We start from the raw sequence: 21779 nt of genomic DNA, 5'->3' as shown, positions 1-21779 counted from the left end.
ATGCAGCTTTTATTTTCATGATGGCAGATGTCGGCAGGAAAAAAATAAACTTCACACGAAGTTCGGGACGAGACACTGACTGACCGTCCAGATATATTGATAGCTATGATTTTCGTTTATCAAAGAGGTTGCATCATGCGTTTTATAGTAAGCTTACTCACGGGCCTTCTGCTTCTCAGCTGCCGCACGACCAAAGAAGATGATGATCGCTTCTTTGCGAAAGGTAAGAAGTCCAATGGCGCTGTGGCCGGCATTTCCGTCAACCAAAAGCCAGCGCCCAGGCCAGGCGTCCCGACACCTTCACCGCTTCCCGATCCTGCGACTCCACTTGAAAAAGGCGCATTTTATAGTCTTTGTATGGCCAGAGACCAATTGACGTTCGCACAGGCGCTCACTGTGAAAGCGATGCTGGCCGCGGTGCATCAGACGAGCTGTGAGGATGCTGAAGTTTGGCTGCGCGACCCAAGGAATACGAGCATCATGATCGAGAGTGAAGAGTTGGTGGAATTGCAAAGCCTCGCGCTTTTGCAAAACTATCCGCATATTCGAAATGTTTATATCCAGATTGCAAGGGGCGTGGAAGCTTTATGCCCCTTGGCTTTGCCGCAGACTTGCCAGTTCCGTCAGCCGGAATTTTGAAAGCTTACTCCAGAAGCAAACTGCAGCAGGTCAAAGCTCCATCCGCTTTGATCAGCTCACTCATATCAAGCTTCGCAACCTCCAGCTGCCGCTGTGCAGCCGCACGCAGAAGGATGGTTTCGCTCTCAGGAAATCCATCCTGGATCAGAACGGTGCCGCCCACTCGGACGACGTTGGCGGCCACGGCGTCCGGCAGATAGATCGCCTCGGCATCAGGAAGGGCCGCGAGGATCGGTTCGGCCATGGCGCGAGCCGGAGGTGCATCTTCAACCAGGAGCGTATGGTCATCCAAGGCCGAGAGCACGGATTTCAAGTGCAGGCCTGCCGCCACAGGCAAGGCCACCACGCGGCCTGGAAATAGGGCTTCGAGCTGCAGGACGGCGTCCTGATTGGTGCGCTTGGAAAGCCCGACGAAAATCTTTCCCCCCATCTGCAGCACATCCCCACCATCGAGCGTCGCCGGTTCGGTCAAGCGATGCAGGCGCAGGGAAGGCTCGATCTGCTGCAGCTTATGCAGAACGGAATAAACAGCCGAACTCTCACCCCGGCGGCTGTCCGCTCCAATGCGCGCGATCACGGCCACCGAATTCACCAGGATGGCTGTATCTTCGATAAAGCAGCAGTCGGGATAGTGTTCATCCACCGGCACCACGATCAGCTGTCCGACAAGGCCCCGCAGCACTTCCGTATAGCGTTCGTGCTGAGCATGGGCAAGGTCGACGTTGATAGGTACAGGTGTTTGCTGCAATGCGGCGGAAAAAGATCGAGGCAGTGGTCGAACCAATGCATAGCGCCTTTGGTATGACATGGAAGATGAATCTCCTAGGATTTTCGGTTGAGATGCTTGTCGATTTTCGCGATGAGTTCATTGAAGTCGATGGGCTTGGTGCAGAGTTCCGTGAAGCCATAATGCGTGTAATCAGTGGAAGGAACCATACAGGCCGTGACGGCGATGATGGGCAGATCGGCAAACTCGGCTTTCAGAATCCGGGTGGCTTCGATGCCATCCATGACGGGCATATTGATATCCATGAGGACAAGATCGGGGCGGCCATTTTGAGCTAATTCCCGCATCTTGTCGACCGCCTGGGAGCCGTCGGCAACGTCAATGGTGACAAATCCTTCCTTACGCAGGCGACGGGCGAGGATGATTTTATTCATCTCTTCATCGTCTGCTATCAAAAGAAGGGCTTTGCTTCGTTCCATGAAAATTGGGTACTCCATTGAATCCGACCATACAGCTTAACGGTAAAACATCAAGGTCCATTTACCGGGAAAACTGACAGTTGGGTCATGAAGTCCATCCCTTCCGCAAAGTTTGGTCAAAGTCCCTGATCAGGAGCCTTGCGTCACAAGCTTGCGGGGCTCACCTTCATCCTGCTCTGAATAATCCATAGCCAATTCACCCGATAACAGGCGGCGGGCAATCTCGCGCTGTTCGACGAGAATTTCCTCCAAATGCTGGACCTGTGTCAAGGGGTTGGCCAGAACTACCCGGAAGACGTTAATAAGCTGGCCGTGGTAAAGGGCTGGTTCCAGCGCGGTCCGCGAAACGAAGGAGGCGCCGCGATCCCGCTGCTCTTTCTGAATGGTAATAGTCAAGCGATTCAGGTGGGCGTTGATATTGAAGAGTTCCTCTTTGGAACAGGTCGCCATGAAGCGCCGCACATCAGCCGGTACGAAGCGATAGGTCAGAAGATTAAGCTCCGGTTCCGAGATCAATTCAAAATCTTCGGTGGCCTTGATCATTTCCGCGAAGGTGCGGGCCTTTTCAATGCCGCCATCGATCAGGAGTTCATAACCCTTGCGACCCATGATGCGAAGACCCGAATGCACCAGCATGGCCATGCCCGGACGCGAACCTTCGATCGTCATGCGACCCAAATCGCGCGAGCCTTTGCGAATGATGTATTCCGCGTAGTGGGCCACCAGCGTCAGCGACTTGTGATCTTTGAAAAGAGCCATGCCTGCGCCCATTGGCACATAAAGCTGCTTATGCGCATCAAAGGTGACCGAATCGGCCCGCTCGATTCCCTTCAGAAGATGCTTGTACTTCTTCGAGAAAAGCGTCGGTCCACCCCAGGCGGCATCCACATGAAAATGAATATCATGAGCTTCACAGACATCAGCCAGCTCATCCAGGGGATCCACGCTGCCGGTTTCGGTTGTGCCGGCGATGCCGACCACAGCCACGATCGCGATGCGCTGTTTTTTGCAGCGCTGGATCGTTTCCAAAAGCTCGGGGATGATGATCTTATTGTTCGAGTCCGTCGGAATCGAAAGCAGGTTGCGTCGACCGATGCCCAGAAGGTTGGCCGCTTTTTTCAAGGAATAATGCCCACGGCGGGACACCAGGATCGCGGCCCCGTTATACCCGTAATGCTGCATGGCAGCAAAGAGCCCTTCATCACCGATGCCGGCGAAATCCTGCTGAGGACGGAACAGACGATTGATCGCCACCCAAAGCGCGGTGAGGTTGGCGATGGTTCCATCGGAGCAGAAGGCGCCCAGGGCACTGCCTGAGTATTGGATATGCTCGTCGTAGAACGATTGATTGCGATTATAAATGAGCCGGTGCAGCATGCCGAGGACCTGGCGCTCCAAAGGCGTGAAGGCCTTGGAGGTCTCGATCTTCACGAGGTTCTGATTCAGAGCGATCATCATCTTCGACAGCGGCAGCATGAAATAAGGCAGCGCCGAGGTCATGTGTCCGATGAAACGCGGCGAGGCCACGTGCACGGATTCGGCGACCACGTTCTTCAGCAGGAAATCAGCCTGTTCCGACACGAAGGTAGGCTCTTCGGGAATCTGTGAATCCAGAAAATTCCGCTCCAGCTCATTGGGGGCGATCACGCGCGAAACGATGTGCTCTTTGAAAAAGTCGACGAGGTTTTCGGAAATCTGCTTTTCGATCCTTCCGAGCGTACTGTTCTCGCTCTCGGGAACCGTGAAGATACGCAAAAGACTTTCGTAGTTCGCTTCAGGATGCACAACTTTGTTTTTTTTCTTCACGGCCCACTCGCCCTGTTAAAATGACTGAAAACTGACTAACAGCAATAGCAGCTTGCGTCCGAGGCATCAAGATCTTGGAACTTAATTACAAATTCTGGAAGTCGTTTTAATGCAAGGCACCGGGAGACCGGGTGCCGTTGGCGCCAAGCTCAGCCAAAAGGTCTTCCAGCTCGTCATCGACCCGTTTGAACCCAACATGCAGCTGAAGGCTGTGCCCCTGCAGGTTGCGGTGCAGGACTTCCCCCGTGGCGACGACGAAGCCGGCTTCAGGACCGACCGCGCTCAGCTGAATATTCAAGGGCGCGCCGACGGGAAAGATCTCGCTCAGGTCAGCGGGCGAAAAAATAAAATCATGCTCCAGGTAATCGAGCTCGGCAATCAGTTCACGGTGTGAGATGCGGCGACCACGGGCGCGGATCAGCAGACGGAAGGGTTGCGCGCGCACGATGAAATGCACGGAACCTTCGTAGTGCCACCACGATTCTTTAGCTGCGAGGCTGGGGCCTTGGGAATCCATATGTGAAATCGACGCTCCACGGTGTCTGCCAATTCGATCGAAAGTGCCCAGTATAGATCAGACTGCGCCCGAGTGAGAATCGAATTCCTCTTCACCTGTTTCCGCCGGCTGATCTTCATCAAGATCCTGAATCGCGCTCCCGGGTTGGCTTCGCGGACCATTGTCCCGGCCGCGGCGTCCACGTCCATTGGCAGCATCCTGGCGGAGTATGCGAACGATGGCCTGCGTGACATCACGGCGGGCCAGGAACTGAAAGTGTGCGACATGATGCATGGGAATACCCGTGACATCGCTGGAATGTTCGAACACGGCCTTGGTGCCTGGCGACACTTTGTCCTTGTTCGAATAAAAACAGAATACTTTCAGACCAGGAACCGGCGGGCTCTTATGCAGCTCGATCAAAAAGCTGGAGCCGGGAGCCATCTGCCAGACGTCCTTGAAAAACCAGCCAAAGGGCGTGAACATGGCCAGATAGGTGAGCCAGGTCCCTTTAAACGGCGTGCCCAAGGTGATGAGCCGATCGCAATATTCCGACCCACCCATACGAAGCAGCCACCACAGCGCGACCAGTCCGCCCTTCGAATGAGCGACGATATGCACTTTTTTGAAGCCATAGCGTTTCATCTGCCGCTGGATTTTACGATCGATGAAGTCTGCCGTTTCCTTGATACCGCGGGTGAAGAAAACGCCGAGCGAGCCGCCGAGGTTGAAGCTCATCACTTCGAAACCGCGCTTGGTCAGAAGATTTTCCATCACGTTCAGCGTCTTGCGCGACGAACCGAAGCCATAAAGCAAAATGATCGGAATCTTGTCCGATGAATACTGATGCCTTTTGACGATTTCATTATTCACCCGGGCTTCGTAAAGGAGTTCATAGTAAACCCGCTTCAGCCGGGTCCAAAGGCTGCTGCCTTTATTCCTTGAAATGAACTCATAGATCAGAAGGGGTATGAGGGTCATGAAACCGAAGACGGCGATATTGCGAAGACCGCGCATCATCGCTTCATCGCTTGCGGGTTCACCGAAGCTCGCAAAGAAAAAGACCTCGGGAATGGATCCGATCAGCGTGAAGACGAACACGCGCTTGGCATGAAAGTCGGCCATGCCGTAGAGCAGCGACATCACATCGAAGGGAAAGAGCGGAATGAAGCGGGTGACGAAAATCACCTTATAATCCTGGGTGCGCAGCAGCTGCCAGGTCGAGGGCAGGTTTTCGCTGAGCCAGGGTCTTACGAATTTCTTACCGATAATATGTCCAGGATAGTAAACGGCCATCGCCGAAAGCGCCGCTCCAAAAACAGTCAGCAGCGAGCCCCAGAAGGGACCGAAACTCGCACCCCCGATATAGGCCGCCTGCATAAGGGGCGAAAAGAAGAAGGGGCGCACGATCGAAAGGATCAGAAAACCGGAGCGGGTCCAGAAGGTGTCTTCGGCGAAGCACTGATCCAAGGAGTTGCTGCAGATGGTCGTCCAGAAAAGATAGCCGATGCTCCAGAGGCAAAGCATAATGGCCACTTCAATGGTCAGCGCGATTTTGAACTGACGCGACAAATTTGGATCCTTTTGCTGGAATCTCTGCCAACTTGACAAAAGCTGTGCCGAGAGCCTACTCTGCCGTTCGATTGAGGTCCTATAGGTATGATAAAATAAGGTCAGTTGACGGGGATAGTGATGACACGAGGCATATTCTACCTGCTTATTCTGATGGCAACCGGCTTTGCCCGGCTGGAGGGCTCGCCTTTGCCTAAGCGGCACGAGGTTTTAGGCCAGGCCCGGCATCTTTTGGACAACTGGTCCATTTCCTATGTGATGGGCGGCAACAAACTGGGTGATGTCAAGGACTGCGAGGCCTGCAATCAGTGTCTGGGTCTGAAAAAGCCGGACAAGGACTCACGGCTCCGGGCCTGTCCCACCTGCGCCAGCTGCAGCCTGGACTGCAGTCACTTTACCTATGAAGTCTTCAAGCTGGCCGGTCTCCCTGCCACCTATCTGACCACAGCCCTGATGAATACCTTGGGGGCCGATGCGCTTTTGAAGAACTATTCGCTGGTCGATGTGGGAAGTCGCAGTCAAAGGGCTCTTCCTGGGGACCTTCTGGTCTATGACGGCCATGTTGTGATGCTCGAAAAGAAGCACGCGAGCGGCCTTGGTGACATTATTCACGTCACCTCGGGGCGGGATCTGCGCGGCCCCGGCCTGGGCATCCAGCGGGAACGGCATGTCGCGATCGACCACTATCGCGGCCCGCTTTTGCGCGTGCTCCGGCATGTGGATCTGGTTCGTGAACTTCGCGATTTTACCCTCAGTCGCAGTCGCCTTACTGACGCCAAAACGGAATAGAAACTGCCTAAACGGGGCATCGGAGACTAGGCGATTCTCATTTTTTGAGATAGGTTAGAGCGTTTCGAATTTGCATAACGTTGCTTAAGGTTCAGTATGACTTAGGCAACTCCACGAATGATAAGAAGGAATTTCCATGTACGCGACGACCGACTTCAAGAAGGGCCTTAAGATTGAATATAATGGCAAACCATTTGTCATCGTGGAATTCCAACACGTGAACCCAGGCAAAGGCTCGGCTTTCGTTCGCACGCGCATCAAGAATCTTGAGACGGCGCAGGTGCTGGAAATCACGTTCAAAGCGGGCGAGAAAGTCAACGTTCCTGACCTCGACTTCAAAGAAATGCAGTACATGTATAACGATGGCGAAAGTTATACCTTCATGGATATGGCGACCTATGATCAGGTCGTCTTGAAAAAAGACGATCTGGATGATGCGCGCTACTTCATCATCGAGAACAGCATGGTGCGCGTGACCTTCTTCCAAAACCGCCCTGTGACGGTCGAAGTCGATAACTTCGTGGAATTGAAAGTCAAGGAAACCCAGCCCAACATCAAAGGCGACACCTCGGGCGGCGGCGGCAAGCCGGCGACGATGGAAACCGGCCTCGTCGTCACCGTTCCTTTCCATATCTCGGAAGGCGACGTGCTGAAGATCGACACCCGGACCAGCGAATACGTTGAAAAAGTGAAGAAATAAAGAGCGGGGAGCCCGGCTCCCCAATCTTTCCTCGGGTAAGCATTCCCTCGAAGTTCCCTCGACTTTTTTCGCCTAAACTTGAATCCAAAGCCCAAGCCCCAAACATTTCGAAAAAATCCGGATTCCCCAAACCCTCTCCCCTAGGGGGCCGATAAGATTTTTAGTTCCGCGCATAGCAAGAACACGAGAGGGGAGCCTGCATGACTCTTTTTTGGGGACGTAAACTTACGCCTGGGCTGACTTTAGGTCTCGCATTGGGCCTTCTGTCGGCATGTAATGATGCTGGATTCCAATCCGGTCGTTCGTTGACCGACGAGAAAGCTGCGACCTCGGCACCTGCTTCGGGGGACGCCGGAGCCCAATCGGGTGATGCGACCTATGAATCGTCGGATCAGATACCGATTCCTGCGAAGGTGGAAACTGTCAGCATGGAGTCGAGCAAAAAACCAGATACCATCATCAGTAGCTTCCAGGCGTCCTCGACCAAGGATGCCAGTTTCCGTTTCACCCTTGAGCCCAAAGCCGCCAGGATGGATTTCACTCTTGAGGATAACCTGGCTCCGGTCAAGGACACTTTCACTCAATTGAGCCGCAATCTTCTGACGGAAACCTTTACCCAAGGGAACGCCGGAACGCCGATGAAAGAGGAATTCGATCAAGCGGCCCGCAAGGGTCTGGCTGATATCCTGATCGTCATCGATAACTCCGGTTCGATGAAACAGGAGCAGGCGAACCTTGCGAGCAAACTGAACGAGCTGCTCGCCTCGATCAAGGACTCCAACTGGCAGATCAGCGTCATCACAACCGCTCCCGCTGTGCCGTCCGGCGTGTCTTTGAACACGGCCGCAGCGGAAGGCAAGGAGCTCTGCAATACGACCTTGATCAAAGCCGGTGAAGTGGATGCCGCGACCAAATTCGCCAATGCCGTGAATGCTGGCATCTCGGGCAGCGGCAATGAGCAGGGGATTCGCCAGGCCGTCGTGGGCCTTCGCTGTACGGAAAAACCCTGGCTGCGTCCGGGTTCGACGCTGGCTGTTCTGATCGTGAGCGATGAAGACAACTGCAGCCTCGACGGCTCGGATTGCGGATCTTTGCCCTGGGCCAAGGAATCCTATCTGATCAATTACACCGAAAACACCCTGCAGCGTATGATCGGCAAAAGCGCTGGATTTTACGGTATCGTCGCCCCTTCCAAAGCCCTGTGCTCGACCGCCGGCAACGCCGCGCCGCAGTATCTGAGACTCTTTGATTACAAAGCCAACGGTGCGGTGAACTACGGTAATATCTGTGACGACAGCTATAAGACGACTCTGAACCGTATCTCGGATAGCATCGCCCTCTTGTTGAATAATCAGTTCGAGATGAAGTCCCTGCCTGATGCCGGCTCCCTTAAGCTTTCCATCCAGGCTATGGATGGAACCGTCAAGGCCCTTGATCCCACGACCTATACGCAGTTGGGCAAGGTCATCACCTTTTTGCCAGGCAAAGAGCCTGCGGCCGGTTCGAAAGTGATAGCTGAATATAAAGTCGGCGCCAAACCCATCATGACCAGCTTCACGCTGAACCAGGATCCTGCCAGCGGAACTGTAGTCGCCAAAATCAATGGCGCCATGGCAGCCGCAGGCTCATATGCGGTCAACGGCCGTACGGTGAGCTTCACCCAGGCGCCGCAGGATATGGCGACCATCACGCTCGATTATCGGGAAAATAAGCCTCTGCTCGATCGCTTTAAGACCACGGCCATGCCGCTGGCGGATTCGCTCAAGGTCACCGTCAATGGCCTTGCGACCTCCAACTTCACCTTCGATGCCGGCACCGGCGAAGTCGTTCTGAAAAGCATTCCTGCTGACGGGCAGACGATCGAGATCGGCTACAATAAAAACGCTGGCGCGCGTCTTTCCTATACACTGCCACTCAGCAAGGACGCCCGCAACATCAAGATCCTGGACGGCAGCACTCCGGTTTCTTTCACCCAGAGCGGGAACATCTTTACCATCGCGGCTGAATCGCATAAAGCCGGCAAGGTATTGACCCTTGGCTATGAATTGCCCGATGGCGCCACCCGCGCCTTTGAAATCGGCCGCATGCCCGTTCCTGGCAGTGCGGACATCCTGAGCGCTGCTGGCGGCTGTGACCTCGGCATGGGCCTTGATATCCTGGATGACAAGCTGATCAGCACCTGCGCTGTGACCACGGCGATGGAATTTACGCTCGCCTATAAGTACACGGACATCATGAAGGTCTTCCAGGTCTCCGGCATCCAGAATCCTGATCTGGGTCAGTGGAGCGTTTATGTGGACGGTGAAGCCACCAAAGACTTCGTCCGCACAGGGTCCTCGATCACTCTGAATCAGGATCCTTCCGCGGAATCCCGGATCGATATCCACTATACGTTACCCGAATAAGGCAGGATCTCTGTCTTACGGTTCGATGGTTTGCTTACGGGCAGTTGGGAGTTTCCCAACTGCTTTTTTCATGCCCCCAAAGTAAGAAATCACTTCGCGAAAGCACCGATGAGTCAGCCGTGACCCAGTTTAGGGGACGATGATGCTGGCTTTTCTGTCTCAAAATTTTTTAATCCTCATGGTCGCCCTGGCCCTTCTGGCCCTTGGCTGCCTGCAGGCCTGGCAATACCACAGACGAGCCCTCGGCAAGCTGAACCAGAGCTACGAAAAAATTCTGAATAATATGCTGGACGGCTTTGTCGTGCAGAAAGCCGATGGCAGCATTGTCGGTTTCAATGCGGCAGCGCACAAGATTCTGGGCCTGTCCGAAGATGAACTTTTGGGACGAAGCTCCATAGATCCTCGCTGGCAAGCCTCGCGTGAGGACGGCTCGCCCTTTCCTGGCAATGAACATCCGGCGATGGTGACACTGGCCACGGGCCAGATCCTGCGAAACGTCATCATGGGAATCAGCAGCGGAGTCGGCGAAAAGCGCTGGATTTCCATCAATTCCGTTCCGCTCTTCGATGAGAATGTGGCGAATCCCAGCCATGTCGTGGCTACCTTTCAGGACGTGACGCAGAGCCGCCGCCTCGCCGAAGATGCAAGACAGGCCCGGGAACGCCTGGAGCTGGCTTTGAAGGTGGGACGCATCGGTATCTGGGAATGGAATATGCTTACCGGCGCCGTCTATCGCGATGAGCAGATTTATGCGATGCATGAAAGGACGGCGGACTCTTTTCCATCCAACTGGCTGGATGTCCTGCATCCTGATGATCGTGCGCATATGGAGCAGCAGCTCCAGGACTGCATACAAAATGGAACGGTCATGGATGCCATGGTCCGCATCATGCTTCCCAGCGGCGGCATTCGCCATCTGCGCAGCATCGCCCGTATCATCTTTGATAACGTGCATCAGACCAGAGTCCTGACCGGCGTGAACTGGGATGCCACCGAGCAGATGGAACGCGAGGAAAGGCTGCAGGAAGCCAAGACCAAGGCGGAAGAAGCGTCGCGCGCGAAGTCGGATTTTTTAGCCAACATGAGCCATGAGATCCGCACGCCGCTGAACGGTATCTTCGGCATGCTTTCGCTGCTCAAGGAATCGCCGCTGACGCAGACCCAGAAGGAAATGATCCACACGGTCGAATCCTGCAGCGAGGGTCTTTTGACTGTTTTGAATGATGTGCTCGACCTGAGTCGGATCGAGACTCAGCGTCTTCACATGGAACACGCGCCCTTTGATATTCAGCAAAGCGCGCAGGAGACGGTGAAGCTTCTGATGCCCCAGGCCAGCCAGAAGGATTTGCCGCTGCTTTTCACCTTCGATCCATCCCTGCCGCGCATCGCTCTGGGTGATGCCGCCCGCTTCAAGCAGATACTTCTGAATCTTCTCAGCAACGCCATCAAGTTCACGGACCAAGGTGATGTTCAGCTGGTTTTTGGTGGAGAATCGCGGGATGCGAACCATTTTGAATATCGCATCGAAGTGAAGGATACCGGGATCGGCATCAGCCGGGAAAATCAGCATAAACTCTTTCAGGCCTTTTCCCAGGCTGATTCGTCGATTTCCCGGCGGTTTGGTGGGACAGGTCTCGGCCTCACTATTTCCGCGTCCTTGGCCGAACTGATGGGCGGACGCATGGAAATGGAAAGCGATCTGGGCAAGGGTTCCACCTTTCGTCTGATCCTGCCATTGGCCACCGCCCAGGTGACTCCTCTGCATCGTGTTCCTATCGAAAAGCCTGGCCCGGAGTTTCAAGTGAATACCAGCCGCACTATCCTGGTGGTCGAGGACAATAAGATCAATCAGATCGTCGTGACTTCGCTCCTGCAGACCATGGGCTTCATGGATGTCGATGTCGCGGAAGATGGGCTGATGGCCCTGCAGCAGCTTGAACTGAAGAACTATGACTTGATCTTCATGGATATGCAGATGCCCGGCATGGATGGGCTGACCGCCACGCGGCGCATTCGGGAGCGCGTGGGCTGTCCGCCGCCGATGATCGTGGCCATGACGGCGAATGCTTTTGAAGACGATCGTCGCCGCTGCTTTGAAGCCGGCATGGATGAGTTCATGGCCAAGCCCTTCACTAAAAAAGACCTGGCCCGAATTCTGCAGCATCTGGATCAGCGCAAGGCTTCGTGATCAATTCTTTGCGGGTTTGGAAAACTTTTCCTTGAGCCCCGCGCAGGGATCGTCCCGTTCCGCCGCTTCGGTGGTGATCACCTTATCATAAACGCCCGCATCGGTTTCCGCGCCCTTTTCATTCATTCCCACGCTATAAACCTTGATACCCGGCTTCAGGCGCTCCAGATACCAGGGAATGCCAAAATCCTTGCGCGCATGACCCGAGCCGACGATGAAGACCGTTTTGCCTTTTTTGTGAAGGCGTGACCAGGCCAACGCCATGGCCGCATCCCGCGTTCTTTGCACCGGAATCATGGTCTTCACATGATCCTTGGGCAGAAGGCGGCAGTGACCCACGAAGATTTCCTCTTCCAGAGCGGCTTCCGCTTTCGGTTCAAAGGTCTGATCCAGTCCCAGCTTTTTTTGCTCGTCGGGGGTAAAAATCGCCGCGTAGCCCTCTTTATAGACCACTTTGCTTTTGTCGGGCGCGATATTGCCGGCGATCAGCTGCGCCTTGTAACGCGTGGCCGCCATGAAAAGCGGCTCGTAAAATTTATAGTCCGGCCAACCGCTGCTTGCCCAATTCAAGTCCTTCGCAAGCTCACCCAGAGAGCGGTTATTCAAGGCATTCAGAACGCCCTGCTGATCCCAATGCACCTGCTCAAAGACGACCGACCCCAACTCCGAGCGTTGTCCCATAAGGTCCAGCACTTCCCTTTGCAGGGCATGATGATGCGGATTATCATGCTGCTCACCCAGCAGGATCACGTCAGCATTGAGCAGTGAAGTCTGCTGCTCGGAATTCATGACGCTCGACAGTTTATCCGCAGGCTGTGAAGTCACACAGGATGGAAGGATCAGAGCGAGAAAGATCCATCGTAAACGCAGCACAGGCACCTCCTGAAAGGATTTGGCATACTCTGGCATAAAAGGACGCGCTCAAGCAAGTTGGAATTCCACGCTCATCTTTGTTACAAAAGAGGGAAGAGGGGTACCCTGCATGTCTGATCAGCTGCCGTTCTGGATTGTGCTCTTGTCCGCATTGCTGCATGCAATCTGGAATCTTCAGGCCAAGAAAACTCAATACAAGGGTGCCTTCCTGTGGTGGATCACATTCTGGGGCTGTCTTTTCATTACGCCCTTGGTGATTTTTTATGAGTGGCCGCGCATCACCTGGTCGGCGAGACTCTGGCTTTTTCCGATGCTTTCGATTGTCTCGCACGCCACCTATACCTTCTGTCTCGCGGAATCCTATCGCCGCGTGCCTTTTTCCATAGCCTATCCTGTGTCGCGCGGCCTTGCCCAGGTCTTCATCGTGATCGCGGGTCTTCTGCTCTTCAAGGAAAGGCCCGGGCCGTGGGCGCTGATGGGTGTGGGGCTCATTCTCTTTGGAATTCAGGCCACCGCTCCGGGGGCTTTTCGCGAACGCGTGCAGCTGCTTTTGCATTCACCCTGGCCTCTTATGGTCGCTGTCTGCATCTGTTTCTATACGACCATTGATCATCGCTCCGTGCAGGTTTTGCCTCCCTTGACGGTTTGCCTCATTTCCAACATCGGTCAGTGCCTGATCCTGGCCCGTCCGCAGCTGCGGGAATTCGCGACGGTTCCGCGCGTGGATCGCCTTGCCTTCATGCGGCAGACCATCCTCTGGGGCGCTGTTTCCACTGCGGGTTACAGTTTGTTCCTTTATGCTCAGCACATCGGCGGTCTCATCAGCATCGTCGGTCCCTTGCGGGAAACCTCGGTTCTGATGGGCATGATCCTCAGTTTTTTCGTTCTGAAGGAAGGCTTTCAGTGGCGGAAAATCGTCGCGGCCTGCCTGATCGTGAGCGGTATTTTTCTGATCGAACGTTGACCTGATCCCGGCAAAAAACGCCGTCCGTCCCTCAGCAAAGCTTTCCCAGCCGGCCCCCAGTGCAAAAGATGGGGAGCTGTTAGAATGAAAGCAAGAGGGAGAGCGGATGAAGGAAGGACTCGAAGAATTTCTGAAGCGGATCGAGGCCAAACCCACCAATGAGACCTTGATCGATCGCTTTGTGACGCTGGTGCTTGAGGAGGATGTCCTTGAGCGCATCCTTTATTTGAAAAAACTGGTCGGTCTTCTGCTCACGCCGAATCCTTATGCCGCCTTGAAAGCTGCTGCCCTTGAGCTTCAGGAAGCGCGCAAGGAAAAGCTCACCAAGGAATATGAAATCGGGGCGCTGAAGGATGTGGAATCCTGTTTTCTCAAGCTTGAGAAAATGGAAAACGCCGCCCTCGTTCGGGATGAAATCAATAAACTCCAAAGCGATGTCGCGCGTGAAAACACCGTCACGCGTGGCCGGACGCCACCTCCGAATCTGCCTCAGGCCGAAGAGGAGGACGAGCCGGCTCCTGATGTGCCTTTGCCGGTTCGTCAGGCTCGCGTTCACTTCCGTCTGCCATCACCCGAGCTGGATGACGAAGCGCAGGATGATGAGCGCACCCAGCAGCATAAACCGTCCGAAGCGGATAGCATACCGCCCTCGCCGCCACGTCCTGCACAAAAATCCGTGCCGCCGACGGCCCAGCCTGCGTCGGGTGATGCTCAGTATTCCGCGGATATGTTCGGCTATGCTCCGAAGCGGAGTAAAACGCCTGCTGCTGATCCTGCGAATTCTTTCACGGGGCCCAAGGAATTCTATGATAAGAGCCTTGAGGAAACCGATGATCAGCCGGAAGAAACCACGCGCCGTTCGTCGCTGTCCAAAGTCTCGGGCCTGAAGGTGGGGCCGAATCTTCTGGAAAATCCGGAAGATCGCGATCCGCCGCGGCCACGCAATATTCAGTCGGTGTTTGAGAGCACGGATGTCTTCGCTCAGAATAGCAGCGCAAACCCGGGGAAAGATCCTCAGCCGTCCGAAAAATCCAATCGGGGATCGAAGGAAGCGCCGGCGAAGCCTCGCTCACGGGCAGCCCTTGATCCGAGCGAGTATGCGCCGGATTCCAATGCGATGTTCCAGGAATCGCAGCAGGTGCATTTTCCCGAGTCTTCATCGCAGCGCAGCATGTCCCGGCAGGAAACCCGCAAGCCCTTTTCCTATGATCTGGCTAATTCCGCCGTCGCCCCATCGCCTTTGGAAAACACCGAGATTCTGCCTGAATCCAATCTTATGAGCGCGCCGATTCCTTATGATGACGAGGCCACGACGCAGCTCGATCCCGAGGAACTTCTGAAGGCCCAGATGCCTGTGGAGCCGGCGTTTCCTCCGCGTGATTTTGATATTCCGCCTTATGAATTCGTCTCGCCGCGGGAAGCCAAGGCCGCCGCAGCTTCGAAAAATAAGGCCAAAGATCCTTTTGCAGGGGTCCGCGATCAGGCTCCACCGAAACGCGAGGCGCCTGCTCGCTCGTCGGAACCTGATGCTTTCGCACGTTCACCAGAACGTGATGCATCTGCCCGCTCATCGGAGCGTGATGCTTTCGCCCGAGCACCAGAACGTGATGCACCTGCGCGCGCAACGGAACGTGATGCTTTCGCTCGCGCACCAGAACCTGATCGCTCGTCGGAACGCGATGCATTCGCCCGCGCAACGGAACGCGATGCATTTGCCCCCGCGCGGCCCACAGAGCGTGATGTGCCCGCCCGCTCGTCGGAACGTGACGCATTCGCCCCCGCGCGGCCACCGGATCCCATTCCCGATGTCTTTGCCCCCGCGAAAGCCGCAAATCCTGCGCCGGCTCGCGATCCATTTGCCAAAGGTCGCGAATCGTTGGATCCCTTCGCAGTGGTTCGAGACCCCGCACCGCCTTCTCAGGCCGCCCGTGATCCTTTCTCGGGCATGCGGGAAGCTCCGGTCCGTGAGCCCATTCCATTTCCCAAGGAAATGGCGGAACCCCGTTCTGTTCCTGTGACACCGACGCCGGCCATCCCCATGCCGACTCCCGCACCGGCGCCATCGCAGGCGAAAGCCGGCGCGCAACCATCCGAGCCGCGTTGGAATCTTCTGCGCGATCGATTGCGTCTGCTCTCCGGCCTTCAGATCAGCCGCAGTCATGCGAGTGATTTTGTGCTGCGTCTTCTCGGGGAACATTCCAGTCGCGACGAGCAGCAGGAAGTCTTGAGCATCCTGATGCGCGTTCTCGAAGGGCCCAGGCAGGCCGCCGCCGAACAAAGGTTCCTCGCGTTTCTCTTTGAAGAGCTGCAGCCCAAGGCTTTGCATCAACTGCTGGGCGCCTTGAAAATCGGTGATCAGACCGTGGTCTTCTTCGCTGATTATCTGCAGTCCCTGTTAAAGGAACGGCAACTGCGTCGCATGCTGAATGTGATTCACGCCGTGATCGTACCGGGGCTGGATCTCAGCTGGTATCAGGAATCCTATCGCTTTCTCATGGTGATCTGGCCCGAGCTTGGACTGAAGGGCTGGCACTGGCTGGAAGAGGAAGGACCGATGGTCTTCTGTGAAAGGCTCGCGGAGCGGGAGGATCTACTGCCCGCCACGCTTCTCGCCTGACGGGCCCTCAACCCCTGCTGTCTTATGCAAACAGAGCCAAAAGGAAAATCAAAGAAAAGATCGTAGTCAGGGTGCGCTTCTCGCTCTTCAGAGCGGGAGTGAACGTGTCCGGCCACATCATTTGATCAAGGTTCGGCCAACGATCAGGAATCCAGCGGGGCACGCGCAGACGATACTCGTCATATTCCTCGCCGAATTTCGCCAGAAGAAGATTCTCTTCATAAGCGACGATGAAATAATACTGCACCACGAAAAGAAGCACAGTCAGAGCCAGGAGCCAGAGGCTGCCGCCGAAGACCGTGAAGCCGAGCGTGATCAGAAAGTTCGCGACGTAGAGCGGGTTCCGCACATACGAGAAGGGGCCTTCAGTGATGAGGCGGCCGCCTGTGCTCTGCGAACGGGTCCGCGAGATGGTGCCGATGAAACCCACGCTATAGATGCGGAAAAGTTCGCCCACCATGATCAGGAGCAAACCAATCGTTGCGGATTTCACGGTCGGATGACCGAAGATGAGCAACAGAAAAATCAGGGGAATGGGCGTATAGTCACGCGCCTTGAAAAACCATTCACCAAGCTCCACGCGGGTTTCTTTATCAAACATCGACTTAATCTCCGGTCAGTAAGGAGTATTCTTTTACAACCAATTTATGGCCTACGCAGCTGAAAACGCGCCAACTTACTTCAAATTGACACAAAATCTAAAATTTTTTGGTTCAGAAGGGTGGGGCCTCTGTCTCAATGGCGCGACCGGACCTCACAGGCAGGGTATGCACGATGCGCTGCAGGTACTCGTTGTGCTCGGCCGGGCTTTGCCACGCGTCGGGGCTGATGCCGAGCAAGGGTGGTAAAAGCCGGAAGATGCCGATCTTATGGGGTTTGCCGAAGGTCTTATGGAAGAGGTCTTCGAAGGCCTCACGTGCCATTTTGCTTTGTGAAAACAGATAGATACGGTCTTCCTGGTCCTTCCAGAAAGCATCCACGTAGCTGACCGAAGGCAGGCTCATGCGCAGAAGCTCTTCTTTCACTTCATCCAGGACCTGCTTTTTCAGAACGCGTTGCGGTTCTTCCGTTTCCTCGGGCGGCTTGCGCTCCGACCAACGCTGCTTGACGATTTCCTGCAGGAGTTGCCCCGGCACGGCGCGCCTTTCAATGCGCAGACGGAGGAGCACACCGTCTTCATAGAGGCAGTCACTGATGTCCCATGCGGTCTGACGGTCAACAAAGTCTTCAAGCTCGGGATTATCGGGAAGCACCCAGCCGTAGTCGATTTCACGGGCCGCGGATTGCAGTGATATAGGACGGGCCTGATAACCGTGCAGTTTTTGATTCAGTTCGGCGACAGAAAGCCGCTTTGTCCGCCCCAACACTTGATAACGGGTCAGGGAGAAACTTCCATTTTGGAGACTCACTCGCTCACTCCTTGTTTTCGGTCCCACCAGTGTAGTCGGACTCTGAGGCTTGTGCAAGGGTGGTAAACAGGCGCAATGAGTCAGGCTGCAGGCCTTTTTTGCCCGAATTCCCCAAACTGCGCGGGGCCCGCGTTCTTAAGTTTCGCATGAAAACGACGACAAGAGGTTATCATCACGACGAATCCTGTGGAGAGATTACATGGGCGAGCGCCATCCTACCGATTACGAAACCTACAAGGAAATCATGGGCGAATTGATCAAGCCCATCCTTGCCGATGGCCTGGATCCAGATACCTTGAAAAGCCTTTATGAGTCCAAGGCTGTTTATCTTGAGAATCTCCGCATGAAATGCTTCAAGGAGTTGAACAGTCGTCGGACCACGCACTTCACCTGGGATGATTACGCTCTCGTGCTGCGGGCCATCGAAGAGAACCGCAATCACGTTCGCCAGCTGATCCTGGTCGTGGTCAACGAGAAGTTGGAACGCCGCCTCGCCTCCTGATTCCGCGACAATTCCCGGCGCTCTGTGATAAAATGAACCCCACACCGTCAGTGGGGGTTTTATGGCAGAGCGATGGCTGGTCATCGACGATTCATCCACCATTCAACGTGTCATCAAGCTGGCTTTTCAAGGCTATGACGTCGTTATTAGTGAAGCGGACAGCTGCCAGGAAGCAGCCCGTGAAATCATGTCGCATACGCCTTCGCTGGTGATTGCCGATGCCGCTCTCGGTGGCGTGCAGGGCGTGCAGGATTTTCTTTCCTTGAAAGCGCAGGCTCCGCAGGCTCCCTTCATCATCCTTGAAGGCAGCTACGATAATATTGATGAAGCTCAATTCCGGGCCGCAGGCTTTCAGCATTTTCTGAAAAAACCTTTCGATGGCGCGCAGCTGCTTTCGATCACAAGGCAGGCCTTGGGTCGTGCTCTCCCCTATCGCGGAGAAGCCGCCATCGCCGCAAGTGCGGGAGTGGCTGCAGCCCCGGCGCCCCAGGCGCATGCCCAGCCAGCGGTTGCCATGCCACCACCACCACCGCCGGTGCGCACGCCGCGTCCCGGGCATGATTTTTCCAGTTTTCCTCCTGAATCGACGCAGACGGGTGGATTTGATTTGGGCCTGAATGAACGCGGGGCAGCCCCGATGTCGGCGTCGGCTCCCGAGCCTCGCACCATGGCGCAAACCATCGTCTCGGAAGTGCGCGCCGCAGCGCAGACCCAGGTCGCAGCGGAAATGCGTTCCATGCAGAACGCAGCGCCTGCCGATCGCGCTTCGTTTCATGCAAATCCTTCGACCAATCCCATGGGCAACTCGGGAAATTTCGGTCGCAAGGAAGCGCCTGTCGAAACCATTCGCAATACGATGAGCTTCTCTTTGGAAGATGAAGATCCCTTACCCTCGCCGGTTGCGGCCGCCATGCCTGGGGGCCGTACCGAGTCCCATGCGGGCTGGGAAGGTCCACGCCCGGCGGGAAGCCACCTCGGTAACCTTTTGGAACCTATGCTCCAGGAGGAAATGGAGAAGCTGGTCCGCGTGGCGGTCGAGGACTATTGCCGCAAACATTTCGCCGGTATCGCGCGGGAACTCATTCAGCGGGAACTCGACCGTCTGACCCAGGATCGCAGTCGCTTGCTGATGGATTGAGGCGGACTTGACGCTGGCCCCCTGAGGCTGTATTCCTCGGAAGCGACGCCTATTCGCTATCCGCCAAGGGGGCTTATCATGCACGAATTGCATAGTATCCAGATCGAACCCATTATTCAAAAAGCATTGGAAGAGGACTGGGGTTACGGCGACTGGACCACCGACCTTTGTGTGGAAGCCAATCGCCCGGCACGCGCGCGCATCATCTGCAAGGAAGCGACTCTGATCGCCGGCGTGGATGTGGCGGCTGCTGTGTTTCACAAAGTCGATCCTCAGCTCAATGTTCAGATCAAAGCCAGCAATGGCACGGCTGCCGAGAATCGCACCGAACTCCTTTCCATCGAAGGTCGCGCCCGCAGTATCCTGAAAGCCGAGCGCGTGGCCTTGAACCTGATGGCCCGCATGTGCGGGATCGCAACGCTGACCCGCGAACTCGTGAAGGCCCTTGACGGCACGCGCACTCAGCTGCTTGATACGCGCAAGACCACACCGGGTCTGCGCATCCTCGAAAAATCCGCGACCGTGATCGGTGGCGCGCGCAATCATCGCTTTGGACTGTGCGATGGCGTGATCGTCAAAGAAAATCATATCCGCGCGGCCGGTGGCATCACCGCGGCTTTGGGCCGTCTGCACGAAAGCCTCCCTCCCACTTTGAAGATTGAAGTCGAGACGACCAACCTCGACGAAGTGAAGGAAGCCTTGAGCGCGGGCGCTGATATCATCATGCTCGACAATATGAGCGTCGGCATGATGAAGGAAGCCGTGTCCCTTATCAACGGCAAGGCTTTGGTGGAAGCCTCGGGCAATGTGCGCCTGCACAATATCCGCGAGATCGCCGAAACCGGAGTGGATTTCATTTCCACCTCGTCTGTCATCACGGGTGCTCGCTGGTCCGATCTTTCGCTGCTTTTTGATGTATGAAAATATTCCGCTTCGAGACTCTGGATTCCACCTCGTCTCACGCCGCCCGCCTCGTTGAAGGCGGGGAAGCTCCTCCCTTTGCCGTGATCAGTCAGCAACAGACCCAGGGCCGTGGGCGATCGGGAAAAACCTGGTCGAGTCCCGAAGGCGGTGTCTATCTCACTCTTGTTATGGATAGCCAGGAACTCGCCCACACCAAACAGGGGCAGTGGCCCCTTCTCGCAGCGACGGCGGTCGCGCTCTGGCTGCGCCGGGAATTTGGTTTCCGGGCGACCATCAAATGGCCCAATGATATTCTTTACGCCGGTCAAAAGCTGGCGGGCATCCTCTGTGAAAGCAGCGTGCAGGGCGGGACCTGGGGACCTTTGATGCTCGGTGTCGGCATCAATATTCACGAGGCCCCGGACGTTCCTGAGCAGCGCAGCATTTCGGTGGATAAGATTCTGGGTCACAGGACCGCGACGCCCCTGCCGATGCTCGCCGATTCGCTGGCGGAACATCTTCGGACCGCGCTGCCTGAACCGCAACTCCTTCAGGACTTTTCAAGCTTTACCATCGAACCCGGGCAGCTTTGGGTGGACGGGCAGAATCATTTGGTGCGTCTGCAAAATTTCGATGCCGAAGGAGCGCTGCATGTCCGTGATATGCAGTCGCACGCCGATCAGGTTCTGACGTCCGTTCGTCATGATTATCAGTGGATTTATCAGCAGGACAAGGACTGGCCTTTGGTCGTCGCGGATATCGGCAATACGCTGACGAAGCTGGCCCTTTATAAAAATCCGCGCGACCGAAACAATCAGCCTTTGCTGCTGCGCTTTCATCCGGCTGATCCGCGGGAAACAGTTTTGGAAATCCTGAAACCCTTGCGTGAAGCCGGGCTGCCCCCGGGCTGGCCGGTTCATGCGATCTCGGTGGCGGATGCCGCGCGCGAAGTTGCGACGAAGCTTCTTCATGAGCTGGGTTTTCAATTGGTCCAGGTTCCGAAGCGGCCTCTCAGGGTTCGCTTTGAACGCTATCATTTTCCAGACCTTGGAATCGATCGCGCGGCCATGGTGGAGGCGGCGCAGGAAGCTCTGCCGGGACGCAACCTGATCGTCGTCAGCGCCGGCACCTGCGTGACCATCGAGGTCCTTCATGGCGATCGTCATTACCTCGGCGGCTATGTCCTTCCCGGTCTTCAGATGAAACTCGATGCCATGCATCAGAGAACGGCGAAACTTCCCCTGCTCAAATTATCCGACCTGGACGGCAAAAAGCTGGCCCGCGGGGAACTGCTGGGTCGTGATACCCGCTCGGCCATGCTGCACGGGGTTTTGAATGAAACCAGTCTGGCTGTCATGGGACTGCGCAAGGAATTGGAGCAGGCCTGGCCGGGTACGCAATGGGAGCTTATCTGCACGGGTGGGGATGGTGAAATTTTGAGCATTTTGCTTGACTCGCCCTTTGTTCCAGGGCTCATATTGCAGGGAGTGCGGCTGATGGTTTTAGGTGGATGGACGGAACCCTGAATCCAGGCTAGCATAATTGAAGTGTTTCATCACTTGAGTGAATCCC

19 protein-coding genes are annotated in these 21779 nt (G+C 55.6%); 11 read left to right on the top strand and 8 right to left on the bottom strand.

Annotated features, from left to right (window positions below; genetic code table 11):
• Positions 1-135: 135 nt before the first annotated feature.
• On the top strand, positions 136-639 hold the full coding sequence (locus VFO10_RS00535) for a hypothetical protein (RefSeq protein ID WP_325136704.1): 504 nt from the start codon (positions 136-138) through the stop codon (positions 637-639).
• 4 nt (positions 640-643) lie between these two features.
• Here VFO10_RS00535 and VFO10_RS00530 read toward each other — a convergent pair whose 3' ends face one another.
• The 5 genes from VFO10_RS00530 to VFO10_RS00510 form a co-directional block, all read right to left on the bottom strand.
• Entirely contained in the window at positions 644-1447 is an 804-nt protein-coding gene (locus tag VFO10_RS00530; RefSeq protein WP_325136703.1) for a dimethylarginine dimethylaminohydrolase family protein, read from the bottom strand.
• A gap of 14 nt (positions 1448-1461) precedes the next feature.
• Positions 1462-1845 (bottom strand): response regulator, encoded by a 384-nt coding sequence (locus VFO10_RS00525; protein WP_325136702.1) that lies wholly within the window; start codon positions 1843-1845, stop codon positions 1462-1464.
• A gap of 129 nt (positions 1846-1974) precedes the next feature.
• The gene (gene panP / locus VFO10_RS00520) at positions 1975-3651 is read right to left on the bottom strand and encodes a pyridoxal-dependent aspartate 1-decarboxylase PanP (RefSeq protein ID WP_325136701.1); all 1677 of its coding nucleotides are present in this window, start codon (positions 3649-3651) and stop codon (positions 1975-1977) included.
• A 106-nt stretch (positions 3652-3757) separates the two neighbouring features.
• Positions 3758-4168, bottom strand: coding sequence for a hypothetical protein (locus VFO10_RS00515; RefSeq protein WP_325136700.1), 411 nt, complete (start codon positions 4166-4168; stop codon positions 3758-3760).
• Between the two features lie 57 nt (positions 4169-4225).
• Positions 4226-5719: an alpha/beta fold hydrolase gene (locus VFO10_RS00510; protein WP_325136699.1), complete on the bottom strand. Its 1494-nt coding sequence runs from the start codon at positions 5717-5719 to the stop codon at positions 4226-4228.
• 120 nt (positions 5720-5839) lie between these two features.
• Between VFO10_RS00510 and VFO10_RS00505 the strand changes: the two genes are divergently transcribed.
• The 4 genes from VFO10_RS00505 (at position 5840) to VFO10_RS00490 (ending at position 11801) form a co-directional block, all read left to right on the top strand.
• Positions 5840-6508, top strand: coding sequence for a hypothetical protein (locus VFO10_RS00505; protein WP_325136698.1), 669 nt, complete (start codon positions 5840-5842; stop codon positions 6506-6508).
• Positions 6509-6644: 136 nt separating this feature from the next.
• Positions 6645-7208, top strand: a complete 564-nt coding sequence (gene efp, locus VFO10_RS00500; protein ID WP_325136697.1) for an elongation factor P — start codon at positions 6645-6647, stop codon at positions 7206-7208.
• A gap of 200 nt (positions 7209-7408) precedes the next feature.
• The gene (locus VFO10_RS00495; protein ID WP_325136696.1) at positions 7409-9613 is read left to right on the top strand and encodes a hypothetical protein; all 2205 of its coding nucleotides are present in this window, start codon (positions 7409-7411) and stop codon (positions 9611-9613) included.
• Between the two features lie 142 nt (positions 9614-9755).
• Positions 9756-11801: a response regulator gene (locus tag VFO10_RS00490; protein ID WP_325136695.1), complete on the top strand. Its 2046-nt coding sequence runs from the start codon at positions 9756-9758 to the stop codon at positions 11799-11801.
• On the opposite strand, the gene VFO10_RS00485 is transcribed toward VFO10_RS00490, so the two are convergent.
• Positions 11802-12674 carry a ChaN family lipoprotein gene (locus VFO10_RS00485; protein ID WP_325136694.1) on the bottom strand — a complete coding sequence of 291 codons (873 nt, stop codon included), beginning with the start codon at positions 12672-12674 and terminating at the stop codon, positions 11802-11804.
• Positions 12675-12783: 109 nt separating this feature from the next.
• Here VFO10_RS00485 and VFO10_RS00480 point away from each other — a divergent pair, with 109 nt between their 5' ends.
• Both VFO10_RS00480 and VFO10_RS00475 read left to right on the top strand, forming a co-directional pair.
• The gene (locus VFO10_RS00480) at positions 12784-13638 is read left to right on the top strand and encodes an SMR family transporter (protein WP_325136693.1); all 855 of its coding nucleotides are present in this window, start codon (positions 12784-12786) and stop codon (positions 13636-13638) included.
• Positions 13639-13744: 106 nt separating this feature from the next.
• Entirely contained in the window at positions 13745-16255 is a 2511-nt protein-coding gene (locus VFO10_RS00475) for a hypothetical protein (RefSeq protein ID WP_325136692.1), read from the top strand.
• A 22-nt stretch (positions 16256-16277) separates the two neighbouring features.
• Here the strand turns inward: VFO10_RS00475 and VFO10_RS00470 are convergent, their stop codons facing one another.
• On the bottom strand, positions 16278-16856 hold the full coding sequence (locus tag VFO10_RS00470) for an isoprenylcysteine carboxylmethyltransferase family protein (protein WP_325136691.1): 579 nt from the start codon (positions 16854-16856) through the stop codon (positions 16278-16280).
• Positions 16857-16968: 112 nt separating this feature from the next.
• The gene (gene rdgC, locus VFO10_RS00465; RefSeq protein WP_325136690.1) at positions 16969-17664 is read right to left on the bottom strand and encodes a recombination-associated protein RdgC; all 696 of its coding nucleotides are present in this window, start codon (positions 17662-17664) and stop codon (positions 16969-16971) included.
• Positions 17665-17863: 199 nt separating this feature from the next.
• Here rdgC and VFO10_RS00460 point away from each other — a divergent pair, with 199 nt between their 5' ends.
• The 4 genes from VFO10_RS00460 to VFO10_RS00445 all read left to right on the top strand — a co-directional run bounded on the left by VFO10_RS00460 (position 17864) and on the right by VFO10_RS00445 (position 21733).
• Positions 17864-18166: a hypothetical protein gene (locus tag VFO10_RS00460; protein WP_325136689.1), complete on the top strand. Its 303-nt coding sequence runs from the start codon at positions 17864-17866 to the stop codon at positions 18164-18166.
• A 61-nt stretch (positions 18167-18227) separates the two neighbouring features.
• Positions 18228-19304, top strand: a complete 1077-nt coding sequence (locus VFO10_RS00455; protein WP_325136688.1) for a response regulator — start codon at positions 18228-18230, stop codon at positions 19302-19304.
• 78 nt (positions 19305-19382) lie between these two features.
• The gene (gene nadC, locus VFO10_RS00450) at positions 19383-20225 is read left to right on the top strand and encodes a carboxylating nicotinate-nucleotide diphosphorylase (protein WP_325136687.1); all 843 of its coding nucleotides are present in this window, start codon (positions 19383-19385) and stop codon (positions 20223-20225) included.
• Positions 20222-21733: a biotin--[acetyl-CoA-carboxylase] ligase gene (locus tag VFO10_RS00445; protein WP_325136686.1), complete on the top strand. Its 1512-nt coding sequence runs from the start codon at positions 20222-20224 to the stop codon at positions 21731-21733. The genes nadC and VFO10_RS00445 overlap by 4 nt, the downstream gene beginning before the upstream one ends.
• Positions 21734-21779 lie beyond the last annotated feature (46 nt).

This window comes from Oligoflexus sp., assembly GCF_035712445.1.
Taxonomy (GTDB): Bacteria; Bdellovibrionota_B; Oligoflexia; order Oligoflexales; family Oligoflexaceae; genus Oligoflexus.
Note: the sequence above shows the minus strand (reverse complement) of the source record. Positions and strands in the feature narration are given on the sequence as shown.